Origin of the sequence: Streptomyces sp. NPDC014764 (genome assembly GCF_043082785.1) — a bacterium.
GTDB lineage: Bacteria > Actinomycetota > Actinomycetes > Streptomycetales > Streptomycetaceae > Streptomyces > Streptomyces althioticus.
In genome coordinates this window covers 338712-354158 of record NZ_JBIBXY010000006.1, presented here as the reverse complement: position 1 = coordinate 354158, position 15447 = coordinate 338712, and the positions used below count along the sequence as shown (strand labels likewise).

The 15447-nt window shown below is 72.7% G+C and carries 18 protein-coding genes and 1 pseudogene; 10 read left to right on the top strand and 9 right to left on the bottom strand.

What is annotated here, in order from left to right; genetic code table 11:
* Nucleotides 1-175 precede the first annotated feature (175 nt).
* Both ACF1AG_RS18095 and ACF1AG_RS18090 read left to right on the top strand, forming a co-directional pair.
* Nucleotides 176-1558, top strand: coding sequence for a DEAD/DEAH box helicase (locus tag ACF1AG_RS18095; RefSeq protein ID WP_359606975.1), 1383 nt, complete (start codon nt 176-178; stop codon nt 1556-1558).
* Nucleotides 1559-1648: 90 nt separating this feature from the next.
* Nucleotides 1649-1888 carry a DUF5302 domain-containing protein gene (locus ACF1AG_RS18090; protein WP_359606977.1) on the top strand — a complete coding sequence of 80 codons (240 nt, stop codon included), beginning with the start codon at nt 1649-1651 and terminating at the stop codon, nt 1886-1888.
* Between the two features lie 54 nt (nt 1889-1942).
* On the opposite strand, the gene ACF1AG_RS18085 is transcribed toward ACF1AG_RS18090, so the two are convergent.
* Together ACF1AG_RS18085 and ACF1AG_RS18080 are read right to left on the bottom strand one after the other, a co-directional pair.
* On the bottom strand, nt 1943-2923 hold the full coding sequence (locus tag ACF1AG_RS18085) for a DUF2804 domain-containing protein (RefSeq protein ID WP_359607049.1): 981 nt from the start codon (nt 2921-2923) through the stop codon (nt 1943-1945).
* Between the two features lie 198 nt (nt 2924-3121).
* Complete coding sequence (locus ACF1AG_RS18080) at nt 3122-3613, bottom strand: carboxymuconolactone decarboxylase family protein (RefSeq protein WP_359607051.1); 492 nt, start codon at nt 3611-3613, stop codon at nt 3122-3124.
* A gap of 139 nt (nt 3614-3752) precedes the next feature.
* Between ACF1AG_RS18080 and ACF1AG_RS18075 the strand changes: the two genes are divergently transcribed.
* Nucleotides 3753-4718, top strand: coding sequence for an RNA polymerase sigma-70 factor (locus ACF1AG_RS18075; RefSeq protein WP_387795242.1), 966 nt, complete (start codon nt 3753-3755; stop codon nt 4716-4718).
* A 28-nt stretch (nt 4719-4746) separates the two neighbouring features.
* Here ACF1AG_RS18075 and ACF1AG_RS18070 read toward each other — a convergent pair whose 3' ends face one another.
* From ACF1AG_RS18070 to ACF1AG_RS18050, 5 genes are all read right to left on the bottom strand, one after another.
* A complete protein-coding gene (locus ACF1AG_RS18070; protein WP_359607055.1) occupies nt 4747-5316 on the bottom strand; it encodes a DUF6328 family protein in 570 nt (189 codons plus the stop codon).
* Nucleotides 5317-5691: 375 nt separating this feature from the next.
* Nucleotides 5692-6186, bottom strand: a complete 495-nt coding sequence (locus tag ACF1AG_RS18065; RefSeq protein ID WP_359607057.1) for a DUF1684 domain-containing protein — start codon at nt 6184-6186, stop codon at nt 5692-5694.
* A 27-nt stretch (nt 6187-6213) separates the two neighbouring features.
* Nucleotides 6214-6816, bottom strand: a complete 603-nt coding sequence (locus ACF1AG_RS18060) for a nitroreductase family protein (RefSeq protein ID WP_359607059.1) — start codon at nt 6814-6816, stop codon at nt 6214-6216.
* 11 nt (nt 6817-6827) lie between these two features.
* Nucleotides 6828-8036: a homoserine O-acetyltransferase gene (locus ACF1AG_RS18055; protein ID WP_359607068.1), complete on the bottom strand. Its 1209-nt coding sequence runs from the start codon at nt 8034-8036 to the stop codon at nt 6828-6830.
* Entirely contained in the window at nt 8033-9397 is a 1365-nt protein-coding gene (locus ACF1AG_RS18050) for a bifunctional o-acetylhomoserine/o-acetylserine sulfhydrylase (protein ID WP_391810031.1), read from the bottom strand. The genes ACF1AG_RS18055 and ACF1AG_RS18050 overlap by 4 nt, the downstream gene beginning before the upstream one ends.
* 351 nt (nt 9398-9748) lie before the next feature.
* Between ACF1AG_RS18050 and ACF1AG_RS18045 the strand changes: the two genes are divergently transcribed.
* Both ACF1AG_RS18045 and ssuE read left to right on the top strand, forming a co-directional pair.
* The gene (locus tag ACF1AG_RS18045; protein ID WP_350328476.1) at nt 9749-9829 is read left to right on the top strand and encodes a putative leader peptide; all 81 of its coding nucleotides are present in this window, start codon (nt 9749-9751) and stop codon (nt 9827-9829) included.
* 221 nt (nt 9830-10050) lie between these two features.
* Entirely contained in the window at nt 10051-10605 is a 555-nt protein-coding gene (gene ssuE / locus ACF1AG_RS18040; RefSeq protein ID WP_359607063.1) for an NADPH-dependent FMN reductase, read from the top strand.
* A gap of 162 nt (nt 10606-10767) precedes the next feature.
* On the opposite strand, the pseudogene ACF1AG_RS18035 reads toward ssuE, so the two are convergent.
* Nucleotides 10768-10878 (bottom strand): annotated as a pseudogene (locus tag ACF1AG_RS18035) (DNA-binding response regulator); the annotation flags it as partial.
* Between the two features lie 419 nt (nt 10879-11297).
* Here ACF1AG_RS18035 and ACF1AG_RS18030 point away from each other — a divergent pair.
* Nucleotides 11298-12317, top strand: a complete 1020-nt coding sequence (locus ACF1AG_RS18030) for a DUF6215 domain-containing protein (protein ID WP_387795240.1) — start codon at nt 11298-11300, stop codon at nt 12315-12317.
* A gap of 73 nt (nt 12318-12390) precedes the next feature.
* Complete coding sequence (locus tag ACF1AG_RS18025; RefSeq protein WP_387795239.1) at nt 12391-12822, top strand: hypothetical protein; 432 nt, start codon at nt 12391-12393, stop codon at nt 12820-12822.
* 115 nt (nt 12823-12937) lie between these two features.
* Here the strand turns inward: ACF1AG_RS18025 and ACF1AG_RS18020 are convergent, their stop codons facing one another.
* Nucleotides 12938-13267: an RICIN domain-containing protein gene (locus ACF1AG_RS18020; protein ID WP_359604635.1), complete on the bottom strand. Its 330-nt coding sequence runs from the start codon at nt 13265-13267 to the stop codon at nt 12938-12940.
* Here ACF1AG_RS18020 and ACF1AG_RS18015 point away from each other — a divergent pair.
* The 3 genes from ACF1AG_RS18015 to ACF1AG_RS18005 all read left to right on the top strand — a co-directional run bounded on the left by ACF1AG_RS18015 (nt 13218) and on the right by ACF1AG_RS18005 (nt 15422).
* On the top strand, nt 13218-13451 hold the full coding sequence (locus ACF1AG_RS18015) for an NEW3 domain-containing protein (RefSeq protein ID WP_359604637.1): 234 nt from the start codon (nt 13218-13220) through the stop codon (nt 13449-13451). The genes ACF1AG_RS18020 and ACF1AG_RS18015 overlap by 50 nt on opposite strands.
* Nucleotides 13452-13467: 16 nt before the next feature.
* A complete protein-coding gene (locus tag ACF1AG_RS18010; RefSeq protein ID WP_359604639.1) occupies nt 13468-13983 on the top strand; it encodes a discoidin domain-containing protein in 516 nt (171 codons plus the stop codon).
* Between the two features lie 371 nt (nt 13984-14354).
* Complete coding sequence (locus ACF1AG_RS18005; protein ID WP_391810030.1) at nt 14355-15422, top strand: hypothetical protein; 1068 nt, start codon at nt 14355-14357, stop codon at nt 15420-15422.
* The last annotated feature ends 25 nt before the right edge of the window (nt 15423-15447 follow it).

Here is a 15447-nt window from a genome sequence, read left to right as displayed (position 1 = left end):
GGTACTGCCGGTGCCGAGCCGGCCTTCAGCGCGTCGCCTGCGCCGGCCGTCTCTCGGGACGGCACGAACCGATCCCGCGTCCGGTCCGGCTGTGCCGCTCAGGGCGCGTCCGGTGGATGGTACGGTGACCCTTTTGCCGGGCCTTCCTCGGCACGTCCTCTGCGGAAGGCTCCCTGTGACCCACCCCGACGACACGACGCCCGCCCAAGCGCCGGACGGCTCCTTCACAGCCCTGGGGCTCCCGGAGGCCGTGCTGCGTACCCTGGACCGGCTCGGAGTGCGTGAGCCCTTCCCCATCCAGGCCGCCACGCTGCCCGACGCCCTGCGCGGACGCGACGTCCTGGGGCGCGGACGCACCGGCTCCGGCAAGACGCTCGCCTTCGGCCTCCCCCTGCTGACCCGCACGGCGGGGCGCCGCGCCGACCCGAGGCAGCCCCTCGCCCTGGTCCTGGTGCCCACCCGCGAGCTGGCCCAGCAGGTCACCCAGGCCCTGGAGCCGTACGCCGAGGCGCTGCGGCTGAGGACGGCGACCGTTGTCGGCGGCCTGTCGATCAGCCGCCAGATCGCCGCGCTGCGCCAGGGCGCCGACGTGGTCGTCGCGACCCCCGGACGTCTGCACGACCTGGTCGAGCGCAACGCCTGCACGCTGGGACGGGTGAGGATCACCGTCCTGGACGAGGCCGACCAGATGTGCGACCTCGGCTTCCTGCCGCAGGTGTCCGGACTGCTCGCCCAGGTGCGTCCCGAGGGCCAGCGCATGCTGTTCTCGGCCACCCTGGACGGTGACGTCGGCCAACTGGTCCGCGACCACCTCCACGACCCCGTGGTCCACTCCGTCGACCCGGCCGGCGCCGCGGTCACCGGCATGGAGCACCACCTCCTGGTCGTCCACGGCCCCGACCGCTACGCCGTCACCACGGAGATCGCCGCCCGCGACGGCCGCGTCCTGCTGTTCCTCGAGACGAAGCACGCCGTCGACCGGCTCACCCGTCACCTACGGGCGAGCGGGGTGCGCGCCGGAGCCCTGCACAGCGGCAAGACCCAGCCGCAACGCACCAGGACGCTGGCCCAGTTCAAGGAGGGCGGCATCACCGTCCTCGTCGCGACCGACGTCGCCGCCCGAGGCCTGCACGTCGACGACCTCGACCTCGTCGTCAACGTCGATCCGCCCGCCGACGCCAAGGACTACGTGCACCGGGCCGGACGGACCGCCCGCGCCGGCGCGTCCGGCCGTGTGGTCACGCTGGTGGTGTCGGGCGGGCGCCGCGAGACGCTCCGCATGCTGGCCGAGGCCGGCATCAAGGCCACCGTCACCCCCGTGCGCTCCGGCGAGGCGGAACTGACCCGCATCACCGGGGCGAAGGCCCCTTCCGGCGTCCCCCTCGACGGCGGGCCCGCCGCGCCGCGCCCAAAGAACGTCAACGAGCCCTTCCGCGGGCTCGGCACCAGCAAGGGCGCCCCGCGCGGCGGCGGCTCCGGCGGCAGGTCCCGCAAGGCCGGCGAGGCACGCAAGCTCGCCGAGGCGCGCCGGGCCGCACAGGTGCGCCGAGGCGGCTGAGCGGCACCGCGCGGCGAAATTCGCTGCCCGTACGGCCCCTGCCGTGACAAGCTGAGTCCGCCCGTCCGTCCCCGAACCCAGGAGGTCACCATGACCGCAGAACTCCCCGCCACGGAAGGTTCGGAACCGGCCGACGCCGCGACGCCCCCGGTCACGCCGGAGGCCGACGGCACCTACGACCTCAAGCGCAAGTTCCGCGAGGCGCTGGAACGAAAGCGCGGCGCGCAGGCGGAGGCGGCCGAGGCCGCCGGAAACCCGAATGCGTCCAAGGTGCGTGCCACGCACGGACCGGCGACGCACCAGCGGTCCTTCCGCCGCAAGAGCGGCTGAGCCGGTCCGTCCCGTCCGGCCCGTGACGCCCACGCGTCACGGGCCGGACGGCTCTCACCACCGGTTGCGGGCCTCCTCCGCCCAGCCGGTGAGCCCGTCGAGATCCACCCAGGAGCCGTCGTCGGCGCGGGCGCGCCCGGTGAAGCCGCCGAAGCACTGGTGCGTGTCGTTGGACACCACCAACAGGCTCGTCCTGGCCGCGCGTACGTGGAAGGGATGGAACTCCGCCTCCACCCGGGGCCCGGTGATCCGCCACGGCCGCAGCCAGTCCGTACGGTCGTACTCCCAGACGAGGTCGTCACCGATCTTGTGCAGCCGGCTGTCCACGAACAGGGCGTTCTCCGTCGAGCCCGTGCCGTCGGTCCACCGTCCGCCGAGCTGGATCGCACGCCCCGGCGCGCAGCCCGCCGCCCAGTTCCAGGAGACGGAGTACGGCCATGTGCCGCGCCCGTGGTCCAGCACGGCGAAGGAGTCGGACGCGTCGAGGACGACTTCCCGCGAGCCGAGCCGGAGGCGCCCGTGCACCGGACGGCCGAGGTCCTTCACCGTGTACTGGAACCGGCGCCCGCTCCACGGCACGACCACGCCCAGCGACTCGTGCCCCGGCGCCAGCGGAGCCTCGGCCTCGAGCCGGAACCCCGGAGCGGTCGCGGTGATCGTGGTGCCGTCCGGCCGCTGGACGAACTCCACGGTCACCCCGCCGCCGCGCGCGGACGCCGTCCCCTGCCCGCTCCGGTCCGGCATGCGCACACCCCGCGCCAGGGGTGTCACCGCGTCCTTCGCCAGCTCACGGCCTGTGGCCCGGTCCAGCACGTACACGCCGTGCGTGCCCGCGTAGTCGAGGGACGAAGCGACCAGGCCCACGATGTGGGTCGGAGTGACGATGCCCCAGTACTCCCAGCGCTTGACGCGCCCCCAGCCACGCAGGTTCGCCCGGTGCAGCGGACGCCTGGTCCAGCCGACCGCCGCCGGGTCGAGCCGCCCGTCCGGGAGGCACAGGTCGACGGGGGAGGTGATCTCACGTTCGGCGGTCATCTCGGCTGCGGCCCCTTCACCAAGGCGGTTGCCTGTCGGCTCTCCGGGGCGAACGGTACCGGTCGAAGATCGGCGGACTCGGCGGAGGCCGTCGTCCTCGTCACCGTCGTCGCCTCGCCCGGCGCCGACGACGATCCCGACCGGGAGGACGGGGAGACGGGCCCGTGAGCCCGCCCCCGCAGCCGGCACCTCCTCATCTCACCCCTGCGCGAGCACCGCCTCGAACATCCCGGCCTCGTACGCGCCGCCCTTCTGGTGGGTGACGACCGCCAGCCGGTTGGCAGCGTTGATCATCCCGACCAGGCAGACCAGGGCGGCCGTCTGGTCGTCGTCGTAGTGCTTGCGCACCAGCGCCCAGGTCTCGTCGGACACGCCCTCGTGGGCGTCGGCGAGGCGGGTGCCCTCCTCGGCGAGCGCGAGCGCGGCCCGCTCGGCCTCGGTGAACACCGTGGTCTCGCGCCAGACGGCGACCAGGTGCAGCCGCACCTCGCTCTCCCCGGCCGCGGCGGCCTCCTTGACGTGCATGTCGACGCAGTGGCCGCAGCCGTTGATCTGGCTGGCGCGCAGCGACACCAGCTCCTGCACGGACTTCGGCAGCGTCGAGTCGTGCAGCACCAGCGCCGCGCCGGCGAACCGCTTGGCGAAACGGGAGGCGATGTCGTTCTCGAACAGGTTGAAACGGGCTTCCATCGTGTGGTCCTCACTCGTGGTGGTGTGTTCGGGACACCCACCAGATGCCGGGCGGCCGTACCGTGTGACGGACAGCGGGAGTGAGGTGGACCACACGCCGTCGCTGTCACAGAACCGGCCTGGCCGGCGTCCTGTGCGTATGACTGTGATCGGGAGCCGGGACCAGGGAGCGGACGTGACCAGCGGCAACGACGGGGGCGGGGGCCACGGCGGGCGCGGTGGGGGAGCGGGGCCCGCCACCGAGGACTTCCTCACCCACCGGAACCTGCTGTTCACCGTGGCCTACGAGATGCTCGGCTCGGCCGCCGACGCCGAGGACGTCCTCCAGGAGACGTGGCTGCGCTGGGCCGGCGTCGATCTCGCCGGGGTGCGGGACCGGCGCGCGTACCTGGTGCGCATCACCACCCGTCAGGCCCTGACCCGGCTGCGCACGCTGGGGCGCCGCAAGGAGTCCTACGTCGGCTCCTGGCTGCCCGAGCCGCTGCTCACCTCGCCCGACGTCGCCGAGGACGTCGAACTGGCCGACAGCGTCTCCATGGCGATGATGCTGGTGATGGAGACCCTCGCGCCGACCGAGCGCGCGGTGTTCGTGCTGCGCGAGGTGTTCGACGTCGGCTACGACGAGATCGCGGAGGCCGTCGGCAAGTCACCGTCGGCGGTGCGGCAGATCGCGCACCGGGCCCGCGCCCATGTGGCGGCCAGGCGTCCCCGCGGTGACGGCTCGCCGAAACGCACCCGTGACGCGCTGGAGGCGTTCCTGCGGGCCGTGGAGACAGGTGATCTGCAAGGGCTGCTCGACGTCCTCGCGCCGGACGTCGTCCTGCTCGGCGACGGCGGCGGGATCAAACAGGCGATCCTGCGGCCCGTCGTCGGCGCGGACAAGGTCGCCCGGCTGCTGCAGGGCGGACTGCGGAAGGTCCCCGCCGAGGTGGCGTTGCGGCCGGCCCTCGTCAACGGCGGTCCCGCGCTGGTCCTGCACCTCGACGGCGAACTCGACAGCGTGCTCGCGGTCCGCGTCGACGACGGTCTGGTCACCGGCCTGTACGCCGTGCGCAACCCCGAGAAGCTGTCGCACATGGAGCGGGAGACCGTGCTGCGCCGGTAGGGACGACCGCGCTCGACGACGGCGGCCGTCAGACCCGGTCGCGCCGCGCCCGGCGGGCGGCGCGGCGGCGCAGCCGCAGCGGCAGCACGTACCAGCACAGCCCGAACCACAGCATGACCCCGCCCACCAGCACCTCGGCGAGCACGCCCGGCACCACGAACCGCAGGATCAGCAGCAGCGTGCAGCCGATGGTGAGAGCGAGCAGCACCATCCCGCACACCATCAGTCGTCCGGCCGCCTCCACCACCTCGTCCTTCATCCGCTGCCCGGACAGGAAACGGTGGATGGACACGGGGGCGATCAGCGACCCGGTGGCGGAGGCGCCGAACACCACGGTCATCACGTAGATGACCTTGTCCGGCGTCTCCAGCTCACGGAACAGCGGGGTGAACGCCACGCTCAGCAGGAAGCCGAAAAGGATCTGGACACCGGTCTGCGTGACACGTGTCTCCTGAAGCACCTCGTTCCAGCGGCGGTTGACCCGCTCGCGCGCCGGCTCGGGCGGCTCCGCCTCGGGCCGCCCGGCGTGGTCGTCGTGGCGCGCGCAGCAGGCGCTCTCCTTCTCCGCCGGCTCGGCCGGCTGCTCCGTCATCGTCATGGTGTCCTCCCCAGGTCCAGGCGAACCGTTTGCCCCGATCAGCGCCGGTCATGCCGGCTCGGGGACGAACGAGGGCGAACACACGGGCCCGCGGCTCCAGAAGCTCGTCACACGGCGACCGACGCCTCGTCGGCCGCAGGCGACACCGCCGCAAGTGCGCGGAGCAACGCCCGTGCCACCGCGTCGTTCTGCCGGAACCCCGGCGAGTCGGTGCGGGGCCGGGCGAACGCGGCGACGGAACGGCTGTTGGTGGGCGCGCACAGCGCGACCCTCCGCGGGTGCGGCCCGCCCAGCGACGGGTCGACGAGCCGCCCGTCCCCGGGGCTGACGGCGAGCAGGTCCGAGCGGTGGGTGAACGCGGTGTAGGGCCTGCGCTCAGGCCGCGGCGGACTTCCGCTCGTACGGGATCGTCTCGCCGGCCTCGATCGCGACCGGGAGCCGGTTCTCGGCCGGCGGGAGGGGGCAGGTCGCGAAGTCGGTGTAGGCGCACGGCAGGTTGGTGGCCCGGTTGAAGTCCAGCACCACACGGCCGTCCGGCCCCGGCGCGTCGATCTTCAGCGCCCGGTTGGCGGCGTACGTGGTCACCCCGGACGTCGCGTCGGTGAACAGCACCATCAGGCCGCCCGGTGCGCCGCCTTCGAACGCGGTCAGCTCCAGCTCCTCCCCGTCGTCCAGCTCGACGGTGACCCCGTCGTCGCCGGCCGACCAGAGGCCGGGCGCGCCGGAGAACCGCTGAGGCTCGGAGCCCGGCCAGTGCAGGCCGGTGACGGCGAGGAAGCCGTGTTCACGGGCGAGCGTGGCGTCCTTGTGCCGGCGCCACTCCTCCCACTCGGTGACGAAGGTGCCGACGGGTGAGTCCTGAACGGTCATGCTCACTCCTGCGGTGTGTGGGAAGGGTCAGGGGCGGACGGGCAGCGGGGTGCCCCAGGTGTGCGTGAAGAACGTCTCCGCGCCGGGGCGCCGCTCACGGACGGCGGTCTCCCGCTCATGCAGCTTCGGCGGCAGCAGGTCGGCCGGGGCGAGCGCACCCACGGCGACGACGGACAGCGGCCGGAACCCCTCCGGCACGCCCAGTGACGCGTGCAACGCGTCGGCGTCGAAACCGGACATCTGATGCGCGTGCAGCCCCAAGGCGTGCGCCTGCAACACCAGTTGGGCCACCGAGAGTCCCGTGTCGTACGCGGGGCCGTGCTGAGGCACGCCGTCCTCGACGCGTTCCTCCGCCACCGCCGCCACCAGCAGTGAACTGCTGCGCGCCCACTGCTGGTTGAAGGGGATGAGCGCGTCGAGGATGCGCAGGTACGTGGTGTCGCCGCGCCGGCCGACCAGGAACCGCCACGGCTGGGCGTTGTAGGCGGAGGGCGCCCAGCGGGCCGCCTCGAGCAAGGAGACCAGCTCCTCGTCGCCCAGGGTGTGCGCGGCGTCGAACGACCGGGGACTCCAGCGGTCGGCGAGCAGGGGATGGACGGCCGCGCCGGTGGTCGCGGTGTGGGGTGACATCGGGGTGGTCCTCACTCGTCAGGGGTGTGGGCGGTGGCGTCCCGGCGCCGGCGCCGGCGCGGGGAGCGGGGGAGCGGCGGCAGCAGTTCGCGTACCAGCGCGGCGACCTGCTCCACCTCGATCAGGAAGCCGTCGTGGCCGTACGGCGACTCGACGACGCGCGGCGCGTCGGCCGTGGGGATGCCGGCCGCAAGCTCCGCCTGCTGGGCCGGCGGGTAGAGCCGGTCGGAGTCCACGCCGGCCACCAGCGTGGGTGCGGTCACCCGGCCGAGGGCGGCCCGCACCCCGCCCCGTCCACGGCCGACGTCGTGGCTGTTCATCGCCTCCGACAGCACGACGTAGCTGCCCGCGTCGAAGCGTCGCACCAGCTTGTCCGCGTGATGGTCGAGGTACGAGGCGACCTGGTAGCGGCCGCCGCGCCAAGGGTCCTCGGTCTCCTGCGGGCGGCCTCCGAAGCGGCTCTGCAATTCCGGCTCGCTGCGGTAGGTGATGTGGGCGATGCGCCGGGCCAGGCCGAGTCCGGCGTGCGGGCCGCGCCCGGTTTCGTGGTAGTGGCCGCCGTGCCAGTGCGGGTCGGAGCGGATGGCGTGCACCTGCGTCGAGGCCCACGCGATCTGCTCCGCGCTCGCCGCCGCCGTGGTCGCGAGCAGCAGGAGCGCGCCGGTCCGCTCAGGGTGGGACACGGCCCACTCCACGGCCCGCATGCCGCCCATCGAGCCGCCCACGACCAGCGCCCAGCGGTGGACGCCCAGCGCGTCGGCGAGGGCGGCCTCGACGGCGACCTGGTCGCGCTGGGTCAGGAACGGGAAGTCGCCGCCCCAGCGCCGTCCGGACGGGCCGCGGGAGGACGGGCCGGTGCTGCCCTGGCAGCCGCCGAGCACGTTCGGCGCGACGACGAACCAGCGGTCCGTGTCGAGCGCCCGCCCGGGTCCGACGAGCCCGTCCCACCACCCGGGCGTCGGGTGCCCCGGCTCGGCGGGACCTGCCACATGGCTGTCGCCGGTGAGGGCGTGCAACACCAGCACCGCGTTGGACCGGTCCGAGGCGAGCCGGCCCCACGTCTCGAACGCGAGCCGCACGTCCGGCAGTTCACCACCCGTCTCCAGCGGAAGCGGCTGCGGGTGCGCGTACCACTGCCGCCGCCCGGGCGGGTCCCCCTCCCGCCAGGCCCCGGAGGCCGGCGGGAGGGGGACCGGGGACGGCGTCAGGACGGTGTTCAGGACGCGCCCTTCGCCGCGCGGAACCCGGCCTCCAGGTCGGCCTTGAGGTCCTCGAGGGCCTCGATGCCGACGGACAGCCGCACCAGCCCGGGCGAGGTGCCGGTGGCCGCGAGCTGCTGCTCGTCGAGCTGGCTGTGGGTGGTGGACGCCGGGTGGATGATGAGGCTGCGCACGTCACCGATGTTGGCGAGGTGGCTGAACAGCCGTACGGCGTCCACGAACCGCTTGCCGGCCTCCACTCCGTCCCGCAGCTCGAACGACACGATCGCGCCCGCGCCACGCGGCAGGTACTTCCGCCCCGCCTCGTACCAAGGGCTGGACGGCAGGCCCGCGTAGTGCACGGCGGCGACCTCGTCGCGCTGCTCCAGCCACTCGGCGAGCGCCCGCGCGTTCGAGGAGTGCCGTTCGATGCGCAGGCTGAGCGTCTCCACACCCTGCAGCAGCAGGAACGCCGAGTGCGGGGACAGCGCGGGACCCAGGTCGCGCAGCAGCTGCACCCGCAGCTTCACCGCGAACGCGCCCGGTCCGAGCGCCGGCCAGTAGCGCAGCCCGTGGTAGCTCGGGTCGGGCTCGCTGAAGTCGGGGAACCGGCCGGGGTGCGCCCCGAAGTCGAAGGTGCCCCCGTCGACGACCACACCCGCGACGGCCGTGCCGTGACCGCCCAGGAACTTGGTCGCCGAGTGCACCACGACGTCCGCGCCGTGCTCCAGCGGACGCAGCAGGTACGGCGTCGGCACCGTGTTGTCCACGATCAACGGCACACCCGCCGCGTGCGCGACGTCCGCGACCGCCCGCACGTCGAGGACGTTGCCGCGCGGGTTGCCCAGCGACTCCGCGAACAGCGCCTTGGTGCCGGGGCGGATCGCAGCCCGCCACGCCTCCGGGTCGTCCGGATCGTCCACGAAGGACACCTCGACGCCGAACTTCGGCAGCGTGTGCCGGAACAGGTTGTACGTGCCGCCGTACAGGGAGGTGCTGGACACGATGTGGTCGCTGGCGCTCGCCACGGTCAGGAGCGCCAGCGTCTCCGCGGCCTGACCCGAGGACAGCGCCACGGCCGCGACACCGCCCTCGAGCGCGGCGATCCGCTGCTCGAAGACGTCCTGGGTCGGGTTGTGGATGCGGGTGTAGATGTTGCCGGGCTCGGCCAGGGCGAACAGGTCGGCGGCGTGCTGCGTGTCGCGGAACACGAACGACGTCGTCTGGTAGATCGGCGTCGCCCGCGCTCCGGTCGTCGGGTCGGGCTCGGCGCCCGCGTGGACCTGCTTGGTCTCGAAGGACCAGGCGGGCGTGGTGTCCGCCGCGGATTCCCCGTCGGGGGTGTGGCCTGCGGTGACGGAGTCGATGGGCTGACTGCTCATGAGAGTGCTCCCTGGCGGAAGAGGTGGGACGAGGGCATGCCTGAGGACGCCATGGCGCCACGCGTCACGGCCCCGGACACACAGGGGCGACGGTCAGCGCGGTGCGTCGAAGCGCGAAGGGGAGAAGAGAGGCCGGACTACGGCCGGGCGCGCGGCGTCAGCTCGCGGCGGAACAGCCCGTGGTGGTGACACGCACGTAATCGACGTGGCGGCGGGTCACGAGCACGGTCATGCGCTCAGGTAACCACACGCCGGCGGCGCCGCGCCAGATCGACGGACGCCGTCTCACCCGCCGGGATGACGTACAGGCGTCCTTGACCCGTGTCGTCGACTGCTGTTTTGATCGACGGTATGAAGCGACAGGACCTCACGCGGCGACGCCATGTCGACCTTGCGCGTGTCTCCAGTTCCTGCTGTCGCACCCGGGCCTGAGCGCGACCGAGGACACTTCTCGCCCCGCTCCCACTCCCTGATCACGGCCTCCGGCCGCCCCGCCGACGTCTGCCGTCGCCGCCGCGCCGTCGCCTGACGTCCACTCACGCATCCCTCTGCCCGCCGGTCGGGCAACGGCCCCGCCCGTCCCGCTGTTGACGAAGGACCGGTGGGGCGACCCGTCGCGCCCGAACCCGCACCGATCTCCGGAAGGTCCTCGCATGGCCACCGTCCTGTCCGTCTCCGGAAGCCCTTCCGCCACCTCCCGCACCGCCCGCCTGCTGCGCCACCTCGACCAGCGGCTCGTCGCCCAAGGGCACGACGTCGTACCGCTCGACGTGCGCACCCTCCCGCCCGAGGCGCTCCTGCACGCCGACTTCCGCCATCCGGCGATCGTCGAGACGACGGCCCTCTTCCAGCAGGCCGACGGCGTCGTCATCGGAACACCCGTCTACAAGGCCGCCTACTCCGGGCTGTTGAAGGCGCTGCTGGACCTGCTGCCGCAGTACGCGCTCACCGGCAAGACCGTCCTGCCGCTCGCCACCGGCGGCACCACCGCCCACGTCCTCGCCATCGACTACGCGCTGCGGCCCGTGCTCAACTCCATGGGCCCCGCCCACATCACGCCCGGCTGGTTCACCCTCGACAAGGAGATCACCGTCGGCGACGACGGCGCCCTGACCGTCGCCCCCGCCGCGGCCGAGGCACTGGCCCAGGTCACCGACCAGTTCTCCCGCGCGCTCGGCGGCCGCACCCTGCTGGCGGCCACGGGCTGAAGTACCACGCCCGCGGCATCGACGAGTTCGTCCTCTCCGGCTACCCGCACCTGGAGGAGGCGTACCGTCGGTGGCGTCCCGCGAACGGCGGCACAACGCCCTTAGTCGCGCGCCGAGTTCGTCCAGGTCGAAGGGTTTGGCCAGATAGTCGTCGGCACCGGCGTCCAGTCCGTCCACCCGGTCGGGCACACTGCACATCCCGGTGAGCATCAGCACCGGGGAGCGCACCGGACGGGACCGCAGCCGCCGGAGCAGGCCCAGCCCGTCCAGCACGGGCAGCCGCCGGTCGATGACGAGGACGTCGTACGCGCGGGTGAGGCCGAGGTGCAGGCCCGCTGTCCGTCGGTCGCGACGTCCACCGCGTACCCCTCGTCCCGAAGCACCTCGGTCAGCAGCTCGACCATCTCCCGCTCGTCCTCGACCAGCAACAGGCGCCAGGGATCGCGTGCGTGCTCAAGCGTCACTGTGACCTCCCTCGCCGCAGTCTCGGGCGCTTCAACGCCCGTGCGCCGCAAGGGAGTTCCGCCTTCATACGACTGACAGCAAGGGGACGGGATCACAGGCTGACGAGCGACAGGATCGCGCCGTCGGCGACTCCGGACGCCTTCACCGATTCATCACAATCGGATAGCGCCCCGGAATTATGGCTTCCGTCACAGCCGCAGTGATCTTGTGCCTGATGGGATCACCGGATGCTCGGTTTCCTCGTCCGTCTCCTCCCCTTCTGGGTCCGCGAACCGCTGATCGTCCTCGTCGGGACGGTGTTCGGCGTACGCATCCTCTACATGGCCCTCGTCGACGGGGAGGGATGGGTGCCGGCCGTCATCGGCGCGGTGTTCCTACTGGGGGCGGCGCTGCGCGTGCGCGTGGTCGTCCACGCCCTGCGTGCCCGCCGCCGTCCGGCGCCCGAGGCGGACGAGGTGACGGAGCCCGCTCCCTCGGCGCCCGTCGCCCCGGCGCCGGTGACGCCCGCGGTGCGGCGCCCCGCCGAGAAGAAGCCCAACGCCTTCGCCCAGGCCTTCTTCGCCATCGGCCTCTTCGCGGTGATCGGGGGCGCCCTGTGGATCGAGGGCAAGCTCCCGGAGGACGGCACGGCCGCCACCGGGGCCTCCCGTCCCGCCGCGTGCCGGCTCGACGAGGACGAGAAGCTGCCCGGCGCCTACCGGAGTACACCCGAGGCCGTCACCGGCGCGGACCTGTGCCGCGCGCTCAACCGGCCGGAACTGCCCGAGCTCCTGGGCACCCCCACCGAGAGGTCGGTGTACGCCTCCGGCACCGACAACACCGCCCCGCTGACCGACCGGAAGGTCGCCCAGCCCGAGGCGAGGGTCGAGTTCGAGACGTACACCTTGGAGCTCTCGGCCACGTACAACGAGCTGACGGTCGCCCAGTACGCGAAGCTGACGAGGTACGGGGACGGCAGGGACGCCCGGAACCTCACCGTGCTGGGACGGCCCGCGTTGCTCACCTCGGACCACATGATGAAGATCCAGTTCGACCTGGGCAGCGGCGAGGGGGCGAGCGGCCCGGTGGAGCAGGGACCGCTCGCCCGGACGCTGACCGTGGCGCTCGACGGGAAGGACCGGGGCGGCTCCTACGACCTCACCGTGTGGAGCGAGTCGGGGCTCCTCCCGGAGGACAGCGCCCTCGTCGACATCGCGGAGGCGGTCCTGCCCGGGATCACGCACGAGGACGGGCGGGACCGGGGCTGATCTTCCTCCGGACGGCGTTGGTAACCGGGTGTTCGCCAGGGTCAGTACGGGGCGGCCGTCGGCGTAAAAAGTCGTGCCCTGGCCGGAGACCGTCACGGCGAAGGTGTGCCAGGCGCCGTCGTCGTACATCGTGCAGGTGAGGCGGTTCACCATGACGGCGCCCCGGTCCCGGACGACGAACTGCAGGGCGCCGCCGACCAGTCCGAGGAAGACCTCGCTGGACGGCTCCAGCGGGTTCGAGACGCTGAGGAGGGTCATCGCCAGGTTGCGGCTGGTGGTTCTGCAGGTGGCGAGGACCGTGCCGGTGCTCAGCCCTCTGACGGCTGACACCTGTGCGGAGAGGTCGGTGTGCGTCGTGCCGTCGTACGTCCTCTCGATCCGGTGGTCCAGTACGGGGCCGGCGGTCTGCGCGGCCAGCGCCCGGCCCGTGGAGACGGTCATCGCGGCGGCCAGGGAGCCGGCGGCGGCCAGCACGGCTCGTCTTCGCATGGTTCGTTCCTCGTGAGGTCCGGCGGCCCACGCGGGCCGCCTCGGTCGAATCGTGAGATGTCCGGTGTCGTGTGACGCGGCGGGGCGGTGGGATCCCACCGCCCCGCCGCGTCACCTCGCCCCCCGTCGGATCAGGACTGCGGGACGAAGCTCCACGTCTGGATCGCGCCGGACGCGGCCGGCCGCTGGGAGATCAGCGCTCCGTCGGCACCGGAGGCCAAGGTCAGCAGCAGGCCGCTGGACTTGGAGGTCAAGGTGTAACCGCCGTTCTTCCAGGTGGCGGCCCACCGCTGGTTCGCCGCCCCGCTGCACGGCCACTGGATGACGGCCGCCCCGGCCTCCTTGGAGTTGTCACGGACGTCCGCGCACAGGCCCGAGTGCACGTTCCGCAGGGTGTAGGAATCGTCCGCGGTGCGGGTGACCGTCCACTTCTGGTTGTTGCCGCCGTGCGACGCCGCCAACGTCGGCGTACGCCTGCACGGACTGCCCGAAGGCTGGAAGGCGGAGGTCGCCGAGAAGGACGGCAACCTCCTCGGGATCGTGAAGCCGGGTGACAGCGCCCGCACCACCTGGCTGCTGACCCCTCCGGCGGACGCGGCCGGGCACCACCCCGGCGTGGCAGGGGACCGCCACGTACGCCCATGAGGGCGCGACCAAGGCGGTGACCGCGGACGCCCGCGCCACCGTGACCACCGAACCCCTCCTCCCACCGGGCTCGATGACCGCCACCGCGGACTCGGAGAACCGCTCCTCGGGACCGGGCGAGGGACCGGTGTCCAACGTGCTCGACGGCGACCCGGCCACCATCTGGCACACCGACTACACCGGCTCCGCCGCACCGTACCCGCACTGGGTGAAGCTGGAACTCGGCGGTCCGGCCGACGTGGACGGCTTCGGCTACCTTAACCGGCAGAGCGGCGGCCCGAACGGCCGTGTCGCCGGCTACGAGGTCGCCGTGTCGGACGACGGCACGCACTGGGCCACCGTGGCGGAGGGCACCCTGAAGGACGTCCCGCAGACGCAGCGGATCACCTTCGACCGCGTCCGCGCCTCCCACGTGAGGTTCACGGCGCTGAACGCGCTCAACGGGCAGCCGTTCGCGGCCGCCGCGGAGATGCGGGTGTACGGCACGGCGCTGGACCCTCCGCCGGGGGAACGGCCCGCCGACCGTCCCTGAGCGAGCACCCTCCGGGAGAGCGGTGGTCGTCGTCCCGTCCCACGGACGCCGGCCACCGCACACGCCGCTCGGCCCCTCATGTGCCGGGGCGGCGGAGCAGCGGGCCGTACCCCTTCGGCCTGGCCGCCTCGGTGCGACCGCCGCGCCGCCCGCGGCAGGGGGTGCCGGACGACGACCGAGAACCACCGGAACCCGCGGGTCAGGCCGCCGTCTCGAACCGCACGGAAGGCTCCCGCTCATCAGGCTCGGTGGGCTTCGGACGGGAGATGAGCAATTCCGAAGATCTCCGGTGGCGGTCGAGGAGGGTGTGCCTAGACTGCCCCATGTCCTCAAGTCCTGGCGCGCGTCCGCTGATTGCCGTCGTCGGCAGCGTGGATGCGACACGTACGTACGTGCCCCCGCTGAAGGCGGTGGAGCGGGCGCCTGACGCCTGCCGCATGCTGGGGCGGGAACTCGCACGAGCCAACTGCGACGTGGCGGTCTTCTCCAGCAAACCGAAGTATGCGGAAGCGGACGTGGTCCACGGATACGCCGAGGGGTGCACCGCGGACGACCCGGGCACCGTCGCCGCGTTCCCGCCTCGCCACCGGGGTGTCGACTTCCTGCTGCCGGAGGGCAGCCACGTCACGGTGGACGTGGTGCGCGACACCAGCGGCGAATGGGAGGTCGGGTACTACCGCACCCTCTTGAAGTGTGACGGCGTCCTGCTGATCGGCGGCGGCCAGTCCACGCGGGTAGCGGGAATCATCGCCCTGTCCCAGGGGATCCCAGTTCTGCCGGTTGCGGCCTTCGGCGGTGGAGCGAGTCAGGTCTGGGTGAATCTGGACAAGGTCAGGAACGACACCGACGACGCCGATATCGCACTCCTCGGTGGGGACTGGTCGGCCGATGCGGCGCCGCGGCTGGTGGCATGCCTGCTCCGGCAGCGGGAGCGGCACGAGGCGCGTCTTCGGGATGTGCAGCGGCGCACCCGCGCGGCGGCGTGGGCATCCGCGGCCGGCTGGCTGGTCGCCCTGGTGTGCATGTGCACGGCCGTGGCGGGCCTGGTGACGGCGGGCCCACCCCGGCGGGCCGACGCGCACAATCTCTCCGTGCTCATTGGTGCTCCTCTGCTGGCAGCGGTCGCGGGAGCGGTCATCCGCAGTTCGTTCGAGACGGAGTCCCGGTGGCTCCGTGCCTGCATCCGGGGACTGGGCGCCGGTCTGGTCACCGTTCTGCTGTACGTCGCGTCCCAGCTGCTGAGCGTCCCCACGTTGATGGACCGGCTGGACGTCCGGCGGCTGCTGTTCATCACCGTTCCGCTCGGTTTCACGGCGGGATTCACCTTCGACTTGGTTTTCGAGCGTCTGAGGTCGGGTGCCGTGGGGGGCGCGCCCCCGGGTTCGGATCTGTTGTCGACGTCTGCTCCGTCGGTGGGACAGGGGCAGCCAGGCGGATGACAGCCCGAGGCTTCAGGCTTCCGCA